The sequence below is a fragment of the Bdellovibrio sp. HCB274 genome (assembly GCF_047306075.1).
In the GTDB taxonomy this organism is placed as follows: Bacteria; Bdellovibrionota; Bdellovibrionia; order Bdellovibrionales; family Bdellovibrionaceae; genus Bdellovibrio.
The window spans coordinates 1,219,776-1,243,995 of sequence record NZ_CP178623.1 but is presented as its reverse complement, the minus strand read 5'-3'; the positions used below and the strand labels follow the sequence as shown (position 1 = coordinate 1,243,995).

The 24,220-nt window shown below is 47.5% G+C and carries 16 protein-coding genes; 11 read left to right on the top strand and 5 right to left on the bottom strand.

The genetic code is table 11. From position 1 onward, the window contains the following. Positions 1 to 124: 124 nt before the first annotated feature. The 4 genes from ACLWNV_RS06100 (at position 125) to ACLWNV_RS06085 (ending at position 8,148) form a co-directional block, all read left to right on the top strand. Positions 125 to 775, top strand: coding sequence for a YkgJ family cysteine cluster protein (locus ACLWNV_RS06100; RefSeq protein WP_413587037.1), 651 nt, complete (start codon positions 125 to 127; stop codon positions 773 to 775). 153 nt (positions 776 to 928) lie between these two features. Beyond that, entirely contained in the window at positions 929 to 6,376 is a 5,448-nt protein-coding gene (locus ACLWNV_RS06095; protein ID WP_413587036.1) for a beta strand repeat-containing protein, read from the top strand. Further along, positions 6,376 to 7,185 (top strand): LamG domain-containing protein, encoded by an 810-nt coding sequence (locus ACLWNV_RS06090; protein ID WP_413587035.1) that lies wholly within the window; start codon positions 6,376 to 6,378, stop codon positions 7,183 to 7,185. The genes ACLWNV_RS06095 and ACLWNV_RS06090 overlap by 1 nt, the downstream gene beginning before the upstream one ends. Before the next feature lie 36 nt (positions 7,186 to 7,221). Beyond that, on the top strand, positions 7,222 to 8,148 hold the full coding sequence (locus tag ACLWNV_RS06085; RefSeq protein WP_413587034.1) for a hypothetical protein: 927 nt from the start codon (positions 7,222 to 7,224) through the stop codon (positions 8,146 to 8,148). A gap of 40 nt (positions 8,149 to 8,188) precedes the next feature. Here ACLWNV_RS06085 and ACLWNV_RS06080 read toward each other — a convergent pair whose 3' ends face one another. Beyond that, complete coding sequence (locus ACLWNV_RS06080; RefSeq protein WP_413587033.1) at positions 8,189 to 13,852, bottom strand: tail fiber domain-containing protein; 5,664 nt, start codon at positions 13,850 to 13,852, stop codon at positions 8,189 to 8,191. Between the two features lie 215 nt (positions 13,853 to 14,067). After that, on the bottom strand, positions 14,068 to 14,325 hold the full coding sequence (locus tag ACLWNV_RS06075) for a zf-TFIIB domain-containing protein (RefSeq protein ID WP_413587032.1): 258 nt from the start codon (positions 14,323 to 14,325) through the stop codon (positions 14,068 to 14,070). Positions 14,326 to 14,533: 208 nt separating this feature from the next. Between ACLWNV_RS06075 and ACLWNV_RS06070 the strand changes: the two genes are divergently transcribed. From ACLWNV_RS06070 to ACLWNV_RS06060, 3 genes are all read left to right on the top strand, one after another. Further along, the gene (locus ACLWNV_RS06070; protein ID WP_413587031.1) at positions 14,534 to 15,061 is read left to right on the top strand and encodes a hypothetical protein; all 528 of its coding nucleotides are present in this window, start codon (positions 14,534 to 14,536) and stop codon (positions 15,059 to 15,061) included. Between the two features lie 216 nt (positions 15,062 to 15,277). After that, positions 15,278 to 16,204, top strand: coding sequence for a JmjC domain-containing protein (locus tag ACLWNV_RS06065; RefSeq protein WP_413587030.1), 927 nt, complete (start codon positions 15,278 to 15,280; stop codon positions 16,202 to 16,204). Positions 16,205 to 16,235: 31 nt separating this feature from the next. Next, positions 16,236 to 16,820, top strand: coding sequence for a YdeI/OmpD-associated family protein (locus ACLWNV_RS06060; RefSeq protein WP_413587029.1), 585 nt, complete (start codon positions 16,236 to 16,238; stop codon positions 16,818 to 16,820). On the opposite strand, the gene ACLWNV_RS06055 is transcribed toward ACLWNV_RS06060, so the two are convergent. Further along, positions 16,797 to 17,321 carry a gamma-glutamylcyclotransferase gene (locus ACLWNV_RS06055; RefSeq protein ID WP_413587028.1) on the bottom strand — a complete coding sequence of 175 codons (525 nt, stop codon included), beginning with the start codon at positions 17,319 to 17,321 and terminating at the stop codon, positions 16,797 to 16,799. The two genes, ACLWNV_RS06060 and ACLWNV_RS06055, sit on opposite strands and share 24 nt — an antisense overlap. A gap of 115 nt (positions 17,322 to 17,436) precedes the next feature. Between ACLWNV_RS06055 and ACLWNV_RS06050 the strand changes: the two genes are divergently transcribed. The 3 genes from ACLWNV_RS06050 to ACLWNV_RS06040 all read left to right on the top strand — a co-directional run bounded on the left by ACLWNV_RS06050 (position 17,437) and on the right by ACLWNV_RS06040 (position 21,221). After that, on the top strand, positions 17,437 to 18,138 hold the full coding sequence (locus ACLWNV_RS06050) for an alpha/beta fold hydrolase (RefSeq protein ID WP_413587027.1): 702 nt from the start codon (positions 17,437 to 17,439) through the stop codon (positions 18,136 to 18,138). Positions 18,139 to 18,255: 117 nt separating this feature from the next. After that, entirely contained in the window at positions 18,256 to 19,338 is a 1,083-nt protein-coding gene (locus ACLWNV_RS06045) for a hypothetical protein (protein ID WP_413587026.1), read from the top strand. 236 nt (positions 19,339 to 19,574) lie between these two features. Beyond that, positions 19,575 to 21,221 carry a response regulator gene (locus ACLWNV_RS06040; RefSeq protein ID WP_413587025.1) on the top strand — a complete coding sequence of 549 codons (1,647 nt, stop codon included), beginning with the start codon at positions 19,575 to 19,577 and terminating at the stop codon, positions 21,219 to 21,221. Between the two features lie 42 nt (positions 21,222 to 21,263). On the opposite strand, the gene ACLWNV_RS06035 is transcribed toward ACLWNV_RS06040, so the two are convergent. Together ACLWNV_RS06035 and ACLWNV_RS06030 are read right to left on the bottom strand one after the other, a co-directional pair. After that, positions 21,264 to 22,712, bottom strand: a complete 1,449-nt coding sequence (locus ACLWNV_RS06035; protein ID WP_413587024.1) for a hypothetical protein — start codon at positions 22,710 to 22,712, stop codon at positions 21,264 to 21,266. 247 nt (positions 22,713 to 22,959) lie between these two features. Continuing rightward, on the bottom strand, positions 22,960 to 23,466 hold the full coding sequence (locus ACLWNV_RS06030) for a DUF1993 domain-containing protein (RefSeq protein ID WP_413587023.1): 507 nt from the start codon (positions 23,464 to 23,466) through the stop codon (positions 22,960 to 22,962). Between the two features lie 98 nt (positions 23,467 to 23,564). On the opposite strand from ACLWNV_RS06030, the gene ACLWNV_RS06025 reads away from it, so the two are divergent. Next, positions 23,565 to 24,170, top strand: coding sequence for a hypothetical protein (locus ACLWNV_RS06025; protein WP_413587022.1), 606 nt, complete (start codon positions 23,565 to 23,567; stop codon positions 24,168 to 24,170). Positions 24,171 to 24,220 lie beyond the last annotated feature (50 nt).

The window sequence follows — 24,220 nt, the reverse complement described above, 5'->3', positions numbered from 1 at the left end:
ATTGTCTAGTTGATCATCGAAACTGGAGTTTGATCTGTTTTTCGCAAGAAAAATGGAACGTCGCATTTCGATGCTAGACCTTTGCGTTCCCTTCCCGATAAAACTCTTGTTACGATTGTTATCGATGACATTAGAATTCTTCCTTACCCAACATCCCCGCCTGACAAGATCCCTGAAGAAATTCATCGCGGACTATGAAGCGCAATTGGATGCCCAGACATTCACTGCGTTTTTGTACAACTTGGATGAAGAAATAACGAATCAAGCAAATCTCTTTGCAAGTCTTCCGACTCATGAAGACCGTGCCCGCACACTTCACAAACTTGTGGAGGAGGAAACCGCAAAAGCTACCGACGTTCCTTTAAGTTGCCAGAAAGGCTGCTCCGCCTGCTGCCATATGGAAGTGGAAGTGACCTCTTACGAGGCAGAGATTCTTAAGAACTTGGTTCAAAAAGGTCACCCTATTGACCATCAAAGACTTCAGGCACAAAGCCAGCGCGAACTGCAGGACCCACAGTGGAAACAAGGTCCACGCAATCATGCAAGCCAGTGCGTGTTCTTAAAAGACAACACCTGCAGCATCTACGAACACCGGCCGGTGATGTGCCGTAGACATTCGGTGAGCACTCCGCCTAAAAATTGCGAAACCCTGGAAGCCCCGATCACCGTGCGATATTTCCCTCGTGTGGACTTGCTAATCAGTGCTGCCAACGAGGATCAGAATATGAAAATCGGTCCTCTGGCCAAGATGCTAAGTCTTTCCCTTCAGCCCTAGCCAACGAATCCAGACTTGAATCTATCGCCTTCGTAATTCTCGTGTGGCGATTCTGGCCCGTTCCGATATCACTTGATTATTCGGAACAAAATCGCAAGTAGCTATCGCGTTTCCCGTATCAAGTAGCCCTTGGGTACAGACGATCAATTAAGCATGGGATCGTTCTGTATCAAAACCACTCTGCTAAAATTCGGTATGCTCAGCTTGTTGCTGGCTTCCTCTGCGGCATTTGCAAGTGCGACTTCCCTTACCTATCAAGGACGAATTGTATTTACGGGCGGCCAACCGTTCGAATACGCCAACGCAAGCTTTCTATTTAAGATCACATCCCCTGACGGACAATGCGTAATCTATCAAGAACAATTTAATGGCGTTGATATGACGAACTCCAACGGTATATTTGACGTACCGATTGGAACTGGCAGTGTTCAATACATCTCAAGTCCGGCTTCAACTGTTATTGATATCTTTAATAACTCCGCAAGCTATCAGTGCGGAACTTGCAGTCCTGGGCCTGGCAATACCTATACGTGTGCTCCATCCATGGCTTCTCCTTATGTTGCGGCACCAGCCGATGGACGTCTTTTAAGAGTGGCCTTTTATGACGGCTCGGGTTGGAATACGGTCGCACCCGATAATAAGATCAGAGCCGTACCTTATGCGGGATACTCTTTCACCTCTTACAAACTAGGTTCCCACGTCGCCAATGATTTCATGCTTAAAGCCGATGTTCCTGGTGCATGTGGAACCGCGGGACAATTTCTTACCTGGGATTCAGTTCAATCCAAATTTACTTGTCAGACTTTAGCGAGTGCTGGTGCGGGAACCATTACTGGAGTTACCGCAGGTACAGGACTTACGGGTGGCGGCACCTCTGGAAATGTGACCGTGTCTTTACCGAATACTGGCGTGACTGCGAGCATTTATGGTTCAGCCACACAGGTACCGGTCATGACCGTCGATGCTCAAGGGCGCGTGACCAGCGTTACTAATACTACGATCTCGGGGATTGCACCGTCGGGTGCTGCTGGTGGAGATCTTACCGGAAACTATCCTTCTCCGACAATTGCAGGAAATGCCGTGACCAGTGCGAAAATTGCTGACGGCAGTATTGGTGCTGCTGACATGAATTTTACCGGCACAAATACCGCGACTTCGGGTTTGGTGATAAAAGATTCTTTGGGTAACTTTGCAGAGTTCGCTTGTTCTACAGTAGGCCATACTGCAACTTGGACTTCTGTGGGCTGGGGATGTCAGGCTCCATCGTCTACAGATTCGACGAAGTTGCCACTTGCTGGCGGCACAATGTCTGGTGCCATCGAGATGGCCAACAATAATATCACTAATATTGGTTACATGACGATGGCAGCAAATCGCAGTCTGCATGTATCTAATAATACTGCTGACCCAAGTTTGACTGGCGCTGACAGTGGTAAAATTTGGTATAACTCTACAACTAATGAACTGAAATACTGGAATGGTTCTGCGGCTGTTGCTGTGGGTTCCACAGGGGCGGCCATCACTGCACTGACTGGTGATGTGACTGGTTCTGGTCCTGGTTCAACGGCCACGACTATTGCTAACAGTGCAGTTACTAATGCCAAAATGGCGAACATGCCAGCTTATACTTTAAAAGGTAATAACTCAGGCTCTGCGGCAGCTCCGGGTGATGTTACCATTGCTTCGCTTCAAGGTACTGGCGCGAATCAATTCGCTGCGGGTAATGATTCGCGCATCACTGGCGCCCTTCAATCGGGCGCAACTGCTGGTGGTGATCTGACTGGTACTTATCCAAATCCAACAATTGCTTCAGGTGCGGTGACGACTGGTAAAATTGCCAGCGGAACTATCTTGGGCACGAACATGGATTTCACGGGTGCGAACAGCGCCACAACCGGAATGGTATTAAAAGACGCCACGGGCAAGTTTTTAAACTTCGTCTGCGCCACTGCGGGAGATGTGCCGACTTGGTCTGCATCTGGTTTTAGCTGTCAGACTCCAACACCAGCGTTAGGTTATACGCCAGTGAATAAAGCCGGCGATGTCATGACGGGCTCACTGGGGCTTGGTAATTTCACGAATGCGACTGAAGCTACTTTGATTTCCGGGTGGAATTCTTCTGATAAAGGTAAAACTTGGTTCAACACTGATACGAACCAGGTTAAATACTGGAATGGTTCTGCGGCGCTGGCTTTGGGAGTTTCTGGTGCTGGTTTAACTTCGTTGAATGGTCAATCTGGGTCTACTCAAACTTTTGCAACGCCTGCGACCAACACTGGCACTGCGCCGGCTTGGTCTTCTGCGGGTAACGCTCACACTTTACAAATTCCAATGGCTGCAGATACAGGTGTAACAGCCGGTTTATTGAGCAAAATAGATTACGATGCCTTCGCTGCAAAGCAAGCGGCGGGCAATTATATGACAGCTCTTACTGGTGATGTAGCTGCTTCAGGTCCTGGTTCTGCGGCTTCAACAATTGCTGCCAACGCTGTGACCAGTGCGAAAATTGCCAATGGCACTATCGTCGGTGCTGACATGGACTTCACCGGCCTTAATGCTGCAACTTCTGGTTTGGTGATCAAAGACAATACCGGTAAGTTTTTTGATTTTGCCTGCGGCACGACAGGACACGTTGCAACTTGGTCTGTAACGGGTTGGTCTTGTGCCGCCCCTACCCCACTGATGCCTTCACTTGCTGATGGCACGATGTGGGTGGGTAATGCCTCCAACGCTGCCACTGCTGTTACGATGAGTGGAGATGCCACGCTGTCGAATGCAGGAGCTTTGACTTTGGCAACTGTGAATGCGGGAGGCACTTTCACGAAAGTTACTGTCGACATTAAAGGTCGTGTAACAACTGGCGCTAACTTGGTGGCAAGTGATATTACTACGGCGTTAATGTACACACCGGTTAATAAAGCTGGTGATGTGATGACAGGTTCTTTAGGCCTTGGTAATTACACCAATGCGACTGAAGCCACTCTTATCACGGGCTGGACTGCTGCTGATAAAGGTAAAACCTGGTTTAATACTTCCACGAACCAAGTGAAGTTCTGGGATGGCTCCGCAGCACAAGCTTTGGGTATCTCTGGTGCTGGTTTGACTTCTTTAAATGGTCAGTCCGGCTCTACTCAAACTTTCGCAACGCCTGCAACTAACACAGGCACTGCTCCGACATGGTCTTCTGCCGGCAACGCTCACACATTGCAGATCCCGATGGCAGCAGATACTGGTGTAACAGCCGGTCTATTAAGTAAAACCGATTATGATGCTTTCGCTGCCAAACAAGCGGCTGGCAACTATGTGACAGCACTTACTGGTGATGTGACAGCATCTGGTCCTGGCTCTGCAGCGGCAACGATCGCCAACAATGCAATCACGAGTGCTAAAATTAATGATGGCACGATTGTGGGTGCGGATATGGACTTCACAGGTTCCAATGCAGCAACCACTGGAATTGTTCTTAAAGATAACGCCGGAAAATTCGTGAACTTTACCTGCGCAACTGCGGGACACATCCCCACGTGGACAGCTTCTGGCTTCGCATGCCAGGCTCCTGCTGCCCCATCGGCAAGTGATATTACTACCGCGTTAACATACACACCGGTGAATAAAGCTGGCGATGTGATGACAGGCTCACTAGGCTTAGGTAATTACACCGATGCGACCGAAGCGACTTTGATCACAGGTTGGAATACCGCTGATAAAGGTAAAACTTGGTACAACACTACCTCCAACGTTGTAAAATACTGGGACGGCAGTGCGGTTAAAGTTGTAGGTGCTGTGGGAGCAGCAATCGCTTCGCTGAACGGCTTAACCACCGCCACGCAAACGTTCGCAACACCTGGCGTGACAGGTACTGCACCAGCATGGTCTTCTGCGGGTTCTGCTCATACGTTAAATATCCCAATGGCCTCTGCATCCGGCGTCACTGCGGGACTATTAAGTAAAGTCGAGTACGACGCTTTAGCAGCAAAACAAGCTGCCGGAAACTATATCACTGCCTTAACAGGTGATGTGACAGCTTCGGGCCCAGGCTCTGCGGCTTCAACAATCGCTAACAGTGCCGTCACGAATGCAAAAATGGCGAACATGGCGGCCAACACTTTAAAAGGTAATAACACGGGGTCTGCTGCAGCCCCGACCGATATTACGATCGCCAGTCTTCAAGGAACAACTGCAACGACTTTTGCTGCGGGTAATGACTCTCGTATTACGGGCGCGATGCAATCAGGTGCTACCGCGGGTGGTGATCTGACCGGTACCTATCCAAATCCGACCATCGCTTCAGGAGCCGTTACTACAGGCAAAATTGCTTCAGCCACTATTCTTGGTACTAACATGAATTTCACCGGTACCAACTCAGCAACCACCAATATGGTTCTTAAAGACTCGACTGGAAAGTTCTTTGAGTTTGGTTGTGCGACAGCAACTCACGTCGCGACATGGACTGTTTCCGGATGGGCTTGTCAGGCTGTTTCTGTAACCGGCGCAAGCTTTGGTTCCCAGACCCAAAACACTTTCTTTGCAGCTCCGAATGGTTCTTCTGGTAATGCTACGTTCAGAACAATTGCGTCTGCTGATCTTCCATTGACTGGTGCCACCGGTATCTACGCTAACGGGGGAAATTCATTCGGAACTGCTGCTACACTTGGCACCAACGATGCCAATTCCCTGGCGTTAGAGACCAGCAACACCACGCGACTCTTCATTAGTGCCACGGGAGCCGTCGGTATTGGAACTGTATCTCCCGCTTCAAAACTTCAAGTCAACGCCGCGCTCACTGGCAACTCAGGACAACAGTACACAAATTTTTTCTACGCCACTGCAGAGCCGACTGGTGCCTCCACCGCATCCTATTACGGAAGTCAGGGAACTGTTGCGAACTATGGTAGCACTACCAGATTAAACGGAGCCACTTTAACCGGATTGGCCGGACTTGTTGAACAAGGCGGAACCGGAGTTATTGGAAATGCAAATGCCATCGAAGCTCTTGTTAGCAAATTTGAATCTGGTAGCATGACCACGGTAAATGGCGTTTATTCTCACTTGGATATTGATAGCGCAACCTCAGGCACTGTTTCAAACTACCGTGGTTTGTATGTGTCTACCACTATCGGTGGTACAAGCACCCTTACCAATGGATACGGGGTATACATAGAGCCCATGAATGGTACAACAACCAGCTACGGAATTTATCAAAGCGGCGCAACAGACAGAAACTATTTTGCAGGACGTGTAGGCATCAACACAGCCACTCCAAGTGCGAACGCCAAGCTTGAGGTTACAGGTACTATCGTCAGTACGCCAACTTCAGTCGCAGGGGCATCGGTTAATCTATCAACGTCAAACACGACTACTCTTACAGCGGTCGGCGGATCTGCCATCACACTTTCCAATATGGTTCACGGTGGTAACTATACCCTACTGGTTAGTGATACAACCTCTCGCACCTATACTTTCACAGGGTGTAACACCAGTAAGTTTAAACCTGCAAATACCGCAACCGTCTCCGGCACAAGCACCATGTATAACATTATCACCGTCTATAATGGCTCAACGTATGACTGCTGGATTACCTGGGCCAGTGGGTATCAATAATGAGAGCGCTTGTCCTTTCATCGTTGCTTCTCCTGCTCTCACCAAATTTAAGGGCCCAAGCCTTTGGAACCACCGGCGCTATGATGGCGGCAAATACAGCAACAAACCAACTTGATATTTCCTGGACTCCGCAGTGGAGTAATCTTAAAGCGTATTACCGTTTGGACGGTAAAGTCGGCGCGATCGCAGCCAGTGCCGTTGTTCCTGATCTCTTCGGAACTTCCAATGCTACGGCAACAGCATCGGGGCTCTCGTTTGCTAATGGCAAACTGGAACAAGGCTTGACCTTTAACGGAGTCACTAATATCACGATCCCCCGCACCTCCCCCGCCAATGTGTGCACCACGGTGACAATACTGATGTGGATCAAATGGAATGCCACGACGGCAACTAGTTGGGCCAGTGTAGCAGGTAACTATAACGGGAGTGCCTGTACAGATGCGGGATGGTATGTTCAACAAAACAGCAATACTAAAAAGCTAGAACTTTCTTTAAACACCAGTGGTGGTAACAATCAATCGACTTCCTCGACAGCGGACGTGTTTGACGGAACCTGGCGCCATGTTGCTATTACGATTTCGGCAACCCAGGCTTTAATTTATGTAGATGGAGCCCTGGATAAGACCCTTGCCATTGTGGCCGGCACCGGAGTCTGCAGCCCTACTGCGCCTTTAAATCTTGGGGGCCCGATGTGCGATAGCGCGGTGCCTTCGGGAGCAATGGTCGATGAGTTTGCGATCTTTAATACGGTCCTTACAGCTCCGCAAATTTCCACGATTTATAACCGTCAAAAAAACGGGATTCAGTAGCCCCAAGTGGTCCCTCGCTTGCACTAAATAGAAGACATGAGTATTTGGCGACTTCTTCTAGGTTTAAACCCTAAGGCAACCCTATGGCTGTTCATTCTTTTTACAGCTGTACTGCCATTTCATGCCTATGGGGCACATAGCTGTGAATACGTGTTTGCTCAGGAAATCACGACTGTTCCGCGGGTGTTCTTTAAACGCCTTATCAGCAAAACCCTTTTAGAAAACTCTGTCCAAAACAGCCAGATCAAAGCTCAAATTGCCAAGCTTGCTGAAGCCGTTCTGCACGAAAATTCCCGAACTATCGAAAAGGGCCGTGCCTACAACAAAGTGAAGATGACTGATTTTACCGTGGCCGATGTAAAGCTTATGCCCGGCAATTTGGTGGACGGCTATGGCCTGTTTATTGTGAAACTAGTTAATAAGCACGACGGCGACATTGAGTTTGAACAGATTCGCTCCAATGGGTCTGCTGCATTTGTGGATAGATCTTTTCAATTTCGCGATGGGATTTCAAATGATCCGCTCGTTCGCCGATTCAAGGCCGCTTACCTGGATGAAAACGGTTCTGTCAAATCAATGGATCAGGGTGAGGTTTTCATTTCCAGTCTGCCCGAACAGATTAAGCTTTCCCGCGTGATGAATCAGGCCGAGCGCGAGCAATGGGTGGATGGAACGCCTATTAAAACCGGCCCCTTTGGGGCGAGAACTCACTTTGCTGTGAATTATTTTAAATTTCAGAAACAGGAACCGTATCTGATTCCCTACTCCAAAGAGCAGCTGCTTGCGGCTTATCGACGCGGCGATGTTGAGATCAACACCTACGATGTGATTTCCCACGGTGATCTATGGCACGGGAAAATCGATCTTGAATTCGAAGTCGTATTCGCAGGTATTAAAGCCATGGAAAGCTTACGACCGCACCTGCAAGAGTCTTTGCGCCAGGATACCTTGCCTTTCAAATAATAACAGCTTTCGAAAGAACTCGTCGTCTAATCTCTCTGTATTATTGAGTTTTGTCAGCCTTGGAGTGAATCACTCGCAACAGTTCCTGGTTTTGTTTACGTAAAAGTTCATTTTGTTCTTTAAGAATATTCATCTCATTTTCAACACGCATAAGACGCTCATCTTGCTTAGAGACAGAGGTTTGCAATTGTGACACATACGAGTGAATCTCTTTGATTGCTTCTATGATCGGACCAATCAACATGGAATATGCGACGGATTTAATGCCAGTCTTTTTGTCTTCGCTTACTGCTTGGGGAAATATCGCTTCCACTTCTTGAGCGATCACACCCAACTCTTGTCGTTCACTAAGTTTCAATTCAGGATGAACCTCATGATTCCATTCGTAAGTGACACCGCGAAGGCGTTCAACTTTAGCCAGCGCATTGGGTATACGCTGAATATTATTTTTAAGACGTTCATCTGAAAGATTGACGTAGGCAGAGGTCCCGGCCACGGATCCATTAACATGCAAGGTGTAAGTGGGAAGCGGAATACCGATCCCGACTCGTCCGTTATCGTTTAGGTACAAAATGTCTCTGTAGAGCGATCCCTGCGTGGCATCGTGGACACGGAACCAAAGACCGCCGCCATAAATTTTTCCGGCCGAATTATCTGCGAAAATGTTGTCATTGATTTCTTGTCCTAAACGTATATTCGTGAATTCGTTCCCAGTGTTGAATATACCGTGACCAACTACATCCAATGATGCATCAGGGGTCGTCGTTCCAATCCCAATTCTGCCCTTGAATACATTCGTTGCGGCCGAGTCTGACTGATACACGCCATAGCGATTCGTAATGGTTGCACCGGCGGTCTTTGTACCCAGGTACATATCGTACATGTTTGTAATCGTGCCTGTAGCGGAATTTGGACTGATCAAAACCCCGTAAGCATTCGTGGTTGTTGGAGTGTTTGCCGGAACAGAGTTTTCATGACCATAAACGATATTTGCACCAATAAGTGATTCTACCTTGCCACTATCAACATTGGCTGAATATCGGTTGCGGGTGGCACTAATCCACATTGCCTGACTGGTTGAGTTCACTGTCACGCTGGCTGGTACGTTGAATGACAACCCTGCTGTAGATGCTTGAGATGAATGTGTTGAATTTGCAGCAGGACCAACTCTCATCCAAGCGGAAAAAGCAGCGTAATTCCCGGTAGTGGCAGTATCGTAATAAAGTGAGTTGACGTAAGAATTAGTTTCAATGGAACTGAAATCAGTCGGAAACGTTGCCTTATCTCCGAAGAAGGCCCCACCCACCACGGAAAGTGGCGATGGCGGTGATGTGGTCCCGATTCCGACTTTTCCGGGCTCTGTGATATGAAAATTCGGTGTATATCCTTTATGACCTATACTTAAACGGCGCTGAGCCGAGTCTGTGGAATTGTAATTGTACTCGATAGAGCCAGCCTGGTAATTGGCGTAGTCTTTACCGACCAGGATATTCATCTTAGGATAGGTATCACTGATATTCGGAGCGAGTGCCGCTAATGTCGTTAAACCCGAAATATTCGATTTTAAATTCTCAAATTTTACGACTGGTTTACTGCCATCGGGTAAAGTTTGACTGACGTGAAGTAAAGCCGCAGGTGTTGCAGTCCCAATTCCGATATTGGAGGAACTCGTAAAGATATTGGAGTTCGTCAAAGTATTGGCATCACTATAATACGGAACGTAGCCAGCTGTACCTGTGCCATCAAGAGTCCCTGCTGGAAGATCGGAAGAAGCCAATGCACGGAACGTCGGTGCAGCACTTCCCGCCGTGGGACCAGCAAAAACAAGCCCTGCCGACTGCGCGGCAAAATTAGTTCCACTCACAGATATATTCGTACAGGCAAAAGTATCTGATGGAGTCTGCCAAACCAAAGTTTGCGAAGCCGTACAGGAATTTGGAATTTGCGTTAAACCTGCTGCTGATTTTAAATCGGCAAAATTAAAATAAGAAGACGCCCAGGCCGTTGTATTCCAACGCAGCACTTGTCCCAATCCCGTGCCTGATGAAATTGAAATAGATGGAGTCGTACCACCGTTAGCAACACTTAAAGGAGCTGTTGCCGTGACATTAGTCACAGTTCCTACAGTCGGTGTTGACCATTTCAAACCGCTAGCTTGAGTACTATCAACAGTTAGCATTTGACCATTAGTGCCAACACCAAGGCGAATGTCACTAGTACCATCGCGGACGATTAGATCACCCTTCGTCGTCGTTGGACTTAAGGCATTGAACGCGGCAGTCGCCGTTGTCTGGCCAGTTCCACCTTTAGTGATTGGGACAACCGCAGATAAGTTTGCCGGATTAATATTAGTTAAGGCAGATCCGTCCACCGCAGGAAGTTTCCCACCGGAAGTCATCTGCACAATTTGATTTGCACCGGTACCGACATTTACGGCTAAAGAAACAGAACCCGTAGTCCCGCCCCCCGTTAACCCTGTTCCTGCCGTGACTTCGGTGATCGTACCACCTGAGCCATCCGCGGAGGAAATAAGATCCCAAGTCGTACCGTTGTCGCGATATATTTCTTTCGTGTCTGTCGCGATATAGATGTTGCCGGCTGCAGAAACCGCCCCTTTAGTTGCGTTAGTTCCTGACTTCAAACCCGGAACGCCACCCAGATTTTTAACGGCATCAGTGATTCCGTAACCACTAAGAGTGGTTGGCTTGCCAGTGGTAATTTTGGAATAATCCAGAGCCGGAATATCCGCAGCCACCAATGCTGCGGATCCCGATGTCACCCGTCCTTGTGCATCCGTTGTGACTTTATAGTAAGTCCCTGCAGTGCCAGTGCTTGGCAACGAAATAACTGGCGTTGTGGTTCCCGTTGCAACGTTGATTTGCCCTGCGGTACCACTGACTGAGGTCACTGTGCCGACGGTTGGTGTAGTCCATTTTAATCCACCTGGTTGCAAACTGTCGGCGGTAAGCATCTGCCCGTCAGTTCCAACAGCTAACCGGATGTTGTTAGTTGCATCACGCGTGATTAGATCACCCTTGGCAGTAACCGGACTTAAAGCATTAAAGCCCAACACTGCTGTAACTTGACCGGTACCACCCTTGGTAATAGGTACCACCGCAGATAGGTTCGCAGGATTTAGATTCGTTAAAGCTGAACCATCGACAGCTGGAAGTTTTGCAGCAGCCGTCATTTGCACAACTTGATTCGCTCCTGTACCTACGTTTACGGCAAGTGAGACAGACCCGGCGGTACCCCCACCTGTTAAACCAGTACCTGCTGTTACTCCCGTGATAGTGCCACCAGCTCCTGTAGCGGAACCGATAAGATCCCAAGTGGCTCCATTGTCGCGATAGATTTCATTTGAATCAGTAGTGATATAAATATTCCCGGCCGTTGTGCCTGCACCTTTTGCAGCATTCGTTCCGGATTTAAATGCTGGTACGCCGCCAAGATTTTTTACGGCGTCAGTAATACCATAACCAGCGAGGGTCGTTGGCTTACCGGTTGTGATTTTAGAAAAATCCAAAGCAGGAATATCCGCCGCAACTAAAGCCGTAGAACCTGAAGTCACTCGGCCTTGCGCATCGGTTGTAACTTTATAATAGCTTCCAGCTGTACCTACATTTACCAGTGACACCACAGGAGTCGTCGTCCCGGTTGCCACGCTGATCTGCCCTACAGTTCCTGCAACCGAAGTCACCGTCCCCACAGTCGGCGTCGCCCATTTTAATCCGCTCGCCTGAGTGCTGTCTGCTGTAAGAATTTGCCCGTCAGTACCAACCACAAGTCGAACGTTGTTGGTTACATCCCGTGTGATCAGATCACCTTTGGCTGCAAGAGGACTTAAAGCATTAAATCCCAATACTGCTGTCGTTTGACCGGTACCACCCTTTGTAATTGGTACTACCGCAGACAAATTCGCTGGATTTAAGTTAGTTAAAGCTGAACCATCAACCGCGGGAAGTTTTGCAGCAGCCGTCATCTGCACAATTTGATTTGCGCCCGTACCAACATTCACTGCCAATGAAACTGAACCCGTGGTGCCTCCACCCGTAAGACCAGTACCCGCAGTAACTCCAGTGATCGTACCCCCTGCGCCTGTCGCAGAACCGATCAGATCCCAAGTGGTCCCATTGTCGCGATAGATTTCATTGGAATCGGTAGTGATATAGATATTCCCCGCCGTCGTACCAGCGCCTTTTGAAGCATTGGTTCCGGATTTAAATGCTGGTACGCCGCCAAGATTTTTTACTGCGTCAGTAATACCATAACCAGCGAGGGTCGTTGGTTTACCTGTTGTGATTTTAGAAAAATCCAAAGCAGGAATATCCGCCGCAACTAAAGCCGCAGAACCTGAAGTCACCCGCCCTTGTGCATCTGTAGTGACTTTATAATAGCTTCCTGCCGTACCCACATTTACAAGTGAAACGACAGGCATCGTCGTACCTGTTGAAACACTGATTTGGCCTGCAGTGCCGGTGACAGAAGTCACTGTACCGCCAGCTCCTGATGCTGAACCAACAAGATCCCACGTCGTACCATTGTCGCGGTAAATTTCCTTAGAATCCGTAGCGATATAGATATTACCAGCAGAAGTCGCCGGGCCTTTGGCAGCGTTCGTGCCAGATTTCAAGCCTGGAACGCCACCAAGATTTTTCACACCGTCCGTAATTCCATATCCACCCAGTGTGTTTGGCGTTCCGGTCACTTTCGCAAAATCGAGTGAAGTAATATTGATGGTCTGACATTGAAAGTTTCCAGAAACAGAATTCCAATACATCGTCTGATTTGTCGTACAGCTTGCAGAAGTGACTGCCGCATTGAAGGCTGATTGTTTCATTAGGCCTGTAAGACTTCCAGACGGATCGCTGATCTCACTGATATCAATAGTAGCTGGCGCCCACTGAGTGCCATTGTACTTTAAATATTGCGCCGATATTGGGGCTGCATTGGAAATTGCAAGACCATGAATTTTCTGTGCATCTCCAAAACGTGCATCATTACCCGCAGCAACAGATCCTGCTGTGGTACCAACGTTTATGCCCAGTACCGGGGCTACAAGTGTCCCACCTTTAGTAAGCGGAGATGTCACATTTACATCAGTAATAGTCCCAGTACCGCCGGAATCATTCTGACAGGTGAAACTTGTGCCATCGTAAGTCAGGTATTGGCCCGCCAAACAAGGCGTCACGGCAGATCTCAAAACAAAGTCAGAAGGAAGGTTACTGCCAAGCTTTGCTGCTGAATACGAAAAAGTAGAAAATGGAACCGAGCGGATTTCCGAGCTCGGAGTAATCGCATTCCATCCAACGCCATCATGAAATTGAACTTTTAAAAGACGGATTTCTGTTTCAGAAGGCGTGTACTTGCCACCACCCGCACAGTTCAGCTCTACAGAGTTCTTAAAAGCATCACGAATATCAGCAAGCGGAGTCGTTGGAAAAATACGTGTGCCCGATCCTATTGGCACGTCAAAGACTCCAGAAGATCCTTGCATGTTCACGTGATCTTTTTGCTCCTGCCAAAATGTACAGTTACCGGCTGCATTGGTAATTTCAAAAGCGAAACTTACACTGTTGTATTCGAGTGGTGCACCATTGGATTTAAGAATACGTCCTTGATAGGTAAAGGAATCCGGCGATGCCCAAGCAAGCGCACCAACCAAAAGTGTTAGAATGAGAATCCCGTACGTACATTTTCTCATACCAAGCTATTCGGTTGTTACTTCGCGCACTTAAAGCATGTGTTTACAAAAGCGATCGTTTATAGCATTTCCGTGTTTCAAATGAAGTCTGAAATTTCGGAACAGCTCATATTCATATGATTTTATTTCTGGGTTTTAATCAGAATCTCAATTCTACTCTGGCCTTTCGGTCATAAAGCAGGTCGAGAGTTGTGCCCGACCTGCCTTGAAATTTTCTAATCGAATAGTTCTTCGAAGAAAGATTTCTTTCTCTTGTAAGGCTTTCCCCCATAACTTCCGTTGTAAGAAGGATTTGAATAGGAAGGTTGTGGTGCACTCGCAGTTGCCATTTCCTCTTTTTGTGAGCGCTCAAGAATTTTATCAAGCTCTCCCCTGTCCAACCAAATTCCCCGGCAGTCAGGGCAATAGTCGATCTCGACACCTTTTCGTTCACTCATAACCAGGTCTTTATCTTTGCAATGAGGGCATTTCATAATCGCATTCCTTTCGCTTGAAACAACCTTACCAAAAACCACTTCATTGAAATATTCGATAATATTTATAAAGATGTTCGCTTTAAACGATGAACGCTTACCATTTGGAACAGACTGACTAATCTGTTGTCAGAGATAAATTGCAGAACGTGAAAATCATCCCTTCATCCTCGAGAACTGATGATATAAATCACTTCCAGGAGATATCATGATTCGCTCACTTATCGCAATTTACCTCACATTGTTTCTCGCCCCTGCAGCCTTCGCATCATCCGTAGTAAAAGTTTTGGATGGTTCAGTAGCTTACTGCAACTCCACTGCTTCGAATAACAAAGGTAAATTCGTAGCGATCAGTCTGATCACTGAAAGCTCTTCACCAGCTGACCAAGACGTCACGCTTCGGGTGGCGATGGTTCAATGCAAAAATGGACGCTGGGTTGGCGACTCTCAACCATCATTGGATAAATACACGGCACCGAATGGTGTAAAAGTGGAAACCAGCTATAGCAACTACGAGTTGCTGATAGTGGATAAAAACTATCGCATTCTGCTTCAGGCTCCCCTGCAGGATCTAAATGCGGGTTCTTATCAGGATCAGTCAGTCACGCTGAATAAAGCAGATCTGCCTCAAGCCTATGAGCTTATCGTTCGCTCGCAAAGAAGTGTTAAAGCCGCAAATGGCGTTCGCTACTCTGAACGCATTAACTTCGGAACCTTCCGCCTTCACGCGAATTAAAAGAATTAATAAGACAAGAAAACTTACTCCGTCGTTTTGACAGTTTCGAGGACAAAACAGCCTATTTCACTTCCGCTGCGGAAACTTGGTGCGTTTAACCGCTAAACGCAGCACTTTCGCCCTTAGTTTCTGCTTGGGCAATCTAAGTGTCCGCCTGGGCAACTATCTGACAGGCTTTCTGTTGAAGCCCCCACGGCAATTTGCTACAGTCAGGACATGAAAAAAATTGGTCTGGCAGATCTTATCGCTCCTATTAGTGTTCAAGAATTCTTTAGCTCCAACTGGCCGGTTGAGCCTTTGTTTATTCAACCGCAACCAGGAAAGTTGCAAACTTTGTTTGAACTTCCGCAACTGCAGGATCTGGAACTTCTAATTGCTGCCCGCCAACGCCAGGTGCGTGCGTGCCTGCCCGACTTTGACGATGAATACAGTTCGATTCACTTGCAGCCCTCTGATGCTTTAAAAGCATATCGCAATAACATGACTTTGGTTTTTGATTCTATGCAAAACCAGGATGCAACTATCGCGGCTTCCCTTAAGCAAATCCGTCAGGATCTGGGATTAGTCACTGGTGGTGAAGAGAATGATCTGTGTAAAGCACGCTCGATCGCCTATGCGACTCCTGCTGGCTGTGGGACTCGGCTGCATTTTGATGCTAATGCGAATTTTGTGATTCAGATTCAAGGTACAAAGACTTGGCGTTTAGCTCCGAATGAATCCGTTGATTTCCCGACAGAGCGGTTCACAACAGGAGCACTGGAAATGCCAGCGGCCTTGGAAAAACAATGCCATGCTCCCCTGATTGAAGAGCTACCTGAAGACAGCATGACTTGCGTGATGAAGCCTGGCTGCGTTTTATTTGTGCCTCGGGGTTACTGGCACGAGACCACAACTGAAGAGGACTCTTTGTCTCTGAATTTTACTTTCAGTCAACCTACCTGGGCTGATGTATTTACCAAATCCTTCCAAGAAGTCTTACTGCGCTCGCCAGAGTGGCGTGAACTTGCAGATGGCTTGGAAGGCACAGATGCCGCTCGTAAAGAACAAGCCATTGAGCGATTTGAGTTTTTAGTTAAAAATCTTATCGAAGAACTGCCTGGAGTTTCCGGCGCAGCGTTACTAACTGAGGGCGGAATCATTTAAAGGCGCTGGGCTGGGCGGGGCTGGAGTACAGATGAAGATCCAATATTTTAAGACTCAAGCAGATCTGCGAAAATGGCTTAAGAAGAACCACGACTCTGTGGCAGAGCTATGGATTGGATTTTACAAAAAGAATTCTGGTAAAACCGGAGTGACACCTGCTGAAGTGCTCGATGAAATGCTTTGCTTCGGATGGATTGATGGAATCAGAAAATCCGTTGACGAGATTTCCTACTGCAATCGCTTTACACCAAGACGTGCAAAGAGTGTTTGGTCTAAAATTAATACCGAACATGTGAAACGCCTAATCAAGGCCGGCCTTATGATGCCAGCAGGCCTTGAAGCCGTAGCGGCAGCTAAAAAAGATGGGCGCTGGGACAAAGCCTACAACTCTCCGAAGTCGATGGAAGTTCCTGCTGATTTTCTGAAGGATTTAAATAAGAACAAAAAGGCCAAGGCTTTTTATAAGACGTTAAAGAAGGCAAATCTGTTTTCGATCGCATTCCGACTTCATAATGCCAAGAAGCCGGAGACGCGCGAGAAATTGAAAGTCAAAATTATTGAAATGCTAGAAAATGGCGTAACGCCTTTTGCCTCACCGAGCCTTCGCAGGAAGTGATTCCACGTACTCTTCCGGCAATCCGGAAGCACGCGCACCTCGCACCAAGGCCTCAAGATAGCGCTCACTGACCGGCCCATCAAGACTGCGGCGATTCGGTGAAGTAACAAAAGCTGTTGCCTCGAACTCCTGCCCATTGACTGAAACCTTCAGAGTAATTTCGACAGACATACCCGTGACGACACCTTCTTTATGTTGAATGATCGGCCACTCTTTGGCTGGAATTTCAAACAGTCTTCCGAACACAGAAGAGGCCTCTTTTTCCACCAACCCGGCAACTCGCCCGCCCCACCAGCGGGAAGGAAAGTCAAAAATCAGATCAATACCTTTTGCCTCGGCCACTTGACCCTCGGGCAAAATGAAAAACTGGTAACTGTGCTCTTCAGCCCAAATTTCGAAAGCTTCGCGATCCAAAACTCCCGAATAAGCAAAATACAATCTATTGCCACTATCCTTAATTTGATCTCTTGCTTGCATCACTTTGCCATAATGGGCGTCCATAACAGTTTTCCTTTATCCCTACCAAATTACCATACTCCACAAAAAGGTAACAGTTCCCTTTTTGTACTGCGCTGCTGCTACCAAAAGTGTGTCCGTACCCGGTAGAATTCAGAGTATGAATTCATCACAACCCATCGTCATGATTCCCGGCCTTGTTTGCACCCCAAGACTTTTTGAGGCGCAGATTCCTGCTCTCTGGCAGTTTGGGCCGGTGATGGTCGCGGATCATCGCAAACAGGCTTCGATTCCGGAAATAGCAAAATCAATTCTTGCCAATGCTCCACCGAAGTTTACTTTGCTGGGCCTTTCCATGGGCGGATATATTTCTTTTGAGATTATGCGCCAAGCTCCGGAGCGCGTGGCGAAGTTAATTCTGATGAATACTTCGGCTCGTCCAGATACTCCGGAGCAAACCACTGCGCGCAATACGGCGATCGCGCAAACTCAATCCGGAAATTTTAAAGAAGCCATGGAAGCTTCTTTAAAACTTATCTTCCGTGATTATCAAAACCCGGAACTGCGCAAAGTATTTCTGCAGATGAGCGAAGAAACTGGCGCAGAACAGTTTATCGGCCAGCAGCGCGCTATCATGGGACGTATTGATTCACGTCCCTACTTGAAAGACATCAAATGCCCGACATTAATTATTGCAGCAGAGGATGATGTCATAATTCCACCACCTGTGATGAAAGAAATTGCGGATGGTATTGCAGGTTCCAAATTCGTTCTGATTCCAAATTGCGGGCACACTTCAACTTTGGAACAACCGAAGCTCACCACGCAGGCCCTGGTGGAGTGGTTAAAAGAGCTCCGCTAGGCAGAAATACGTCAGGACTTGAATTGTCCCGGTGTATAGAGTTTAAACAGCCAAACACCCCCTAGAGCCGCTCATTCTCCATAGAGCTCGGCGCAGTCCTTGTAGGGTATCGGCCAGATGAAACACACCATATGGGCGTTACGAATTATAGCTGGGGCCGTGGCCATGGCCTGGTCGCTGTCTGCTGTGGCGGGGGCACTCCTCTGTCAGGCCGTATTCGCACCTGAAGTGCAGTTCCGACCCCAAGATAACGGGGTGACGCCTAAGCAGGTTGAGTCTTTCCGCGAGGTCGTTAACGACGTAAACTCTCGCCTTGGGAAGTTGCAGGCACCTCAGAACGCAGAGATTTTGATTCACAGCGAGCACAATGCTCCCTTTGCCGATCAAATCCAAAAAAGCATAACTATGGGAATTCGTTATTCTCGCACGATCAACGGTAAGACTTATCAAAAAGCTCCGTCATTAGCACTGGCCATTCTGGCACATGAGTACGGCCATCTGGTTTTTGCAGAAAACTATCTGCACCGCGAACCCCTTTATGCAGAGGGTGTATCCTCATTGGAAAAAGCCAAACCTTTTGAGAAAAAATTCGCCGAACTCGAATTACAGAAAACCTCACTGGCTGCACAAATGAAAACTTTTAAAGAAGCTGGAAAACCCACTCCCCCAGAGATAATCCAGCGTCATACAGCCGTGTCGACGATGATGGCTCGGGTTCGGGATCAGATTCAAGATATCAAAGCGGATTATCGCAAGGTCACGGCTATAAAAGAACCCTACGATGAGTTTTTCGCGGACGTCGTCGCGGTACTCTATTCTGGTAAAGCAGATGCGATCTCAAAAAGTATTGTGTTCACCCGAGGACTTCAAGCATCAAGACTTAAGGGACAAGCTACGCAAACTCTAGAGCAACGGGATTTTGAAAATCGCCGTCATCAGAATTTAGACACTCGTCCCCACAACTTCTTCTCTGCAACCAGAAGTGCAATTTGGAATTCGTATTTAGCAAGTCCATCACTGCGCAACAAGCACAGTGGCGAAATCTTAGAGGCCGTCATGGATGCGATTACTAAAGAAATTTCCTTTAAGCTAAAAAATCCAGATGTTTCGTTTCAAAAGAACTGGGAACTATTGAACTCCAGACTGATCGAGGCCATCGATCAGCAAATGGCTTCCCGCGGGATCGCGAAAATTAAATAACTGTGATCACGTCACACCCGCTACGGGTGCGGCAGCGCACAAATGGAACGGTCTTTTTCATCATCTAAAAAAGCGAAACATGCCTCGTATATCCTGAATTCTCGACTGAAGTCGCTCGAATTAAGCCCCGCATCAAAACATCCGTTCGTTGAAGTTCATTTCAACTATGACATGTTTGTTCCCTACTCTTGATTTGAAGTTTGTAATGCTGTCTTCTTAAACTGTTAGGGGACAACATGGACACAAAACAATCTGGTAATTCTGGAAGTAAAGAAAACGCACAAGAACTTCAAAACGAAAGCTTTGAAGCCCTAGTACGAAGTGTTGTTGATTATGCAATTTTCGCATTGGACCGCAATGGTTACGTCAGCACTTGGAATGCCGGTGCACAACGTATTAAAGGTTACTCGGCAGAGGAAATCCTTGGGAAACACTTCTCTACCTTTTACTCACAAGAAGCAATCGACCGCGGACATCCTGAACATGAATTGCAAGTGGCAGCAGAAACCGGCCGCTTTGAAGAAGAAGGTGTACGACTGCGTAAAGATGGTTCACTATTTTGGGCCAATGTGGTCCTCACGGCACTTTACGATAAGAATCACAAAGTAAAAGGTTTCTTAAAAGTGACCCGCGATATCACGGATCGCAAAAACGCCGAACAAGTTCAAAGAAAACTATACTCAGAACTTGAGTTGCGAGTTCTGGAACGTACCTCTCAGCTAGAGCTTCGTGAAAAAGAACTTAAATACGCAAAAGAGCAGGCCGAAAAAGCCAACGCTGCGAAAAGTACTTTCCTGGCAAACATGAGTCATGAGATCCGCACTCCCCTGGGAGCGATCCTGGGATTTTCGGAAATGATTACTGAGGACCACGCCTCTCCCGAAGAAAAAGACTCTGCCAAGGAAGCGATCCTGCGTAACGGTCAATTGCTGATGAATTTGATCAATGACGTTTTGGATCTATCCAAGATCGAAGCGCACAAAATGGAAATTGAAAAATCAAAGGTGCGCTTTGATGATTTGAAAAATGAACTATCTGCGACATTCAGTGCACTTTCTAAAAATAAAGGCATCGGCTTTGATCTTACCTTTGCGTCCGAATTGCCTGAAGAAATGGTGACAGACCCGGTACGCCTGAAACAAATTTTGTATAACTTAATTGGAAATGCCATCAAGTTTACAGATAATGGCCACGTCACGGTTCAGGTTTATCCGCGCGGCGCAGACTTCGTAAGCTTTTCTATCACTGACACAGGTATCGGGATCTCGGAAGAGCAACAAAACATCCTGTTCAGTCCGTTTCAACAAGCGGACTCTTCGATCACTAGATCCTTTGGTGGTACGGGATTGGGATTGGTTCTTTCCAGAAATTTGGCGAAAGCACTGGGTGGGAATTTGGATCTTTCTAAGAGTGCTATCAAAGAAGGTTCCACGTTCCTGCTGTCGATTCCTATTTTTGATGATGCTGCAAACATTCGTGACGTTCCTGTTCAGGAAGAAAAAAGCCCGCAAACGCATACAGCAAAAATTCTGGTGGTCGACGACAACGCTGACAATCGTCGTTTACTGACTATCATGCTTAGAAAAAATCACTATGTGGTGGAAACTGCCGAAGACGGAATTCAATGTCTGGAGAAGCTCCCCATATTCGAACCGCATGTCGTCCTAATGGATCTGCAGATGCCTCGCATGGATGGAATCACTACCACGACAGAAATGAAAAAGCGCAACTACCGCATGCCGGTGATCGCACTGACCGCCAACGCCTTAAAGGAAGAGCGAGAGCGCTGCCTGGGTTCGGGCTTTGCCGAGTATTTAACAAAGCCAATTAACCGTACCCAAATTGAGCAAGCGATCTTAAGAAATCTGGTCGCTGCCAGATAGTCTTAACTCCGTCACACCCGCTACGGGTGCGGCGGCGCACAACTATTCGTACATATACGAAAACTCAGGATCGATATCTTTTTTAAGCATCGGCTGCCCGATTGCATCGTACTCGAATTTAACCGGAATCATCGCGGTGATTCGACCGTATTCGGGGAAGTCTTTTGCGGATGGCCAACCTTCAACGGGAGCACCTTCGGGGATGCTGTCCTTCGGTACGAAATGAAATGACAGCCACAGCTTGCCTTGCGGGTCATAGTTCAACTGCGGGCGCCCTACCCACGTTGCGTTCATCATTTCCCGCAAATTTAATGTAGTCGCGAAGTCGACCATTTCACCGCGGCTGTCGACGACGTTTTTATAAGGTCCAACTGCATCTGCGCCAGGTGGGCGATAATCAAGATAAATACCGTATTTTCGGACGTAGTCATTGGCACTGCCTGCTTTCACAAATTGATTGTTTTTAAGTTCTTTTAAAACGTTGTCACCTTCGCGCAAGTAACCATCAGTGTGATGGTCGTCACCCCGGCGCAAGGCTTCGAAAAGTTTTCCGGTGATTGGATTCATTAGATTAGTAACCGCGATCTCGGGACCGACGGTTGTTTTCAACGAAGGATCCATCTCACGCATAAATGTCGTCGTCATCCACGGCATGCCGTTATGCTCTTGGGTGACTCGTTCATACATAAGCGTATAGTTGCCGTTTTTATTCTTAATCGGCTCGTGAACACCTGATTTCGGATTAAACTGAGTTACTAAAGTGCCGCCATAACCGTGATACTCCCAACCTTGATGTTTGGAGCGATTGAAATCATGCACGGGCTCTTGCCAGATAATGTGCTCCTCATATACTCCAGGCTTAACTTCAGTGTGAGTGACTTTACCCCACCAACGGGATCTGGATCGATTGTCACGAGCCACATTGGGCAACTGTCCTGCTACGGCCTGCTCCATGACTCCGCCCAAGGCGATAAGCTCACCAGCTTCATTTTTGTAGATCACGACATCCCAAGCCCAAGCTTCATTGTGATAGGCACCTGTCATCTCGGTGCCGTCTTTATAAAATCCGCGGGACCTTTGAACCTTTTTGATGCCGCCTTTGAAAAGCTCCATCGGAGTGTTTGCTTCGATATAACGAAGCCCGGAGAAATTAATACGATACTTGGTTACGCCATTGGGATACGTGATTGGCATCACCAATGAAGGATCGGCCGTGTCGATTTTAATGTCAGCGGCATCGATATCTTTTGAAGCATCTTTTCTTAAACCCGAAGTTTTAACGATAGGTCTGCGCTGAACAACATTTGATGCTGAATACATGTGCTGTTTGCGGAGGAAGTTTTTTTGCTCCAGTGAAAGCTTGGACCAGCTCGCCTGCTGTGGTGAAATTCCTGCGGAGAAAATCGAGCTGCAAGTCCCGGCTGATTGGGCCCCCGCGATTTGTGCGAAGGTCAGAACACTTGTAATGATGATTAAGGACGTCGGCTTCATAGCTACCTCTTCAAAAGAGGACTATTTCAAATTCCATGCGATAATATTTCGCGTTTATCTGAAACATATGCCTAGTGAGCCGATTTCTCCTGTGAGAATCCTGACAAGTAACGTTTTGTGCTCGACAACCCCAGTGTCTCATTTTGAGAATAAGACACTCACACCCGCTACGGGTGCGGCAGCGCACAATCGGACGCCCCAGAAATACCTGAGACGTTGTGCGCTCTAGCGATGTGGTTACGACTTATTACTTCTTAAAAGGCATTGGTCCCAGGTAATCCTTCTTACCCACTTCAACACCATTGTGGCGAAGAATCGAATAAGCCGTCGTCACGTGAAAATAAAGATTCGGCAAAGCATGGTGAGAAACGAACTCCGCACCTGTCATCCACTGCCCGTCCCAACGTGGGTTTGTAATCTGCTTTGTTGCAGAATCTTTGAAATCAGCCGCAGTCAAAGACTGCAAATACTGAATCGTCCCTTTGATTCTTTCCTGGAATTCCGCATACGTTTTTTCAGTGTCAGCATATGTTGGCGCTGTCTTTTCAGTTAAACGGAAAGCTGCAAGCTTCGCAGTATCACAAGCAATCTGAATTTGACGAGCCAAAGGAAACTGGTCCGGTGCCAAACGAGAGTTTAGCAATACATCCATGTCGAACTTTTTAGTCTCGGCATGCTTTGCGCCCTTTTCCAGAACATTTTCTAGGTTGTTAAGCATTTTGATAAAATACGGGACTGTGATTTCATAAAGCATGAGGACCTCCTAAAGGTTTTCAGCATTAAATCCAAGTTTTCATACAGTGACAACCCTGTGGACGAGGCGTTAAACTGTGGGGCCAAGGGGAACGCTTTATGAAGACACCTAACTCAAACACCTGCCCATTGTGCCTAAAACAAACGAACCCCGTCAGCGCAGAACACTTGGTATGCTCCGAGTGCGAAAAACGCTTTGCCCGGGAAGCCGACTTTGCTGAGGCGTTCTTTGAAGAGCGGAAGTATTTAAAATCTCATCGCGAGCTGAAATACCAGGAAGAAACTCTTTCGATTGAGATTCACTCGAACCTTGGGAAAGCGGGCCTGCTGTATTATACAACCGGACTGATACTTAAAAGCCATCTTGAGTCTTTGAATGAAGAGGAATCTTTACTAGGCGGAGCTTTTGAGCGTATCGCGAAAGACTACTGCGAACACATGCTTGAAGATCAAAATTATCACTTCATTGCGATCAAGCACGAAGAGCCCTACCCGGCCCCGCCAGCACGCACAAGAATTCAAAACTTGAATGCGGTTAACGTGGATGCATTTGATTTCAGCATTATTCTGATCACAGATAAAAATCGTCTGTCGCAGGATTCACCGTTTTATAAACTCGTCAGCAACCCCGAACTGATTGTTTTGGTCGAAACCGATCCGCAAGAAAACGTTTTGAAGAAAGCCGCGATCTACGGACGAGGTTAAAATATCAGTTACACCCGCTACGGGTGCGGCAGGGCGCTAGGTCTTCGAGC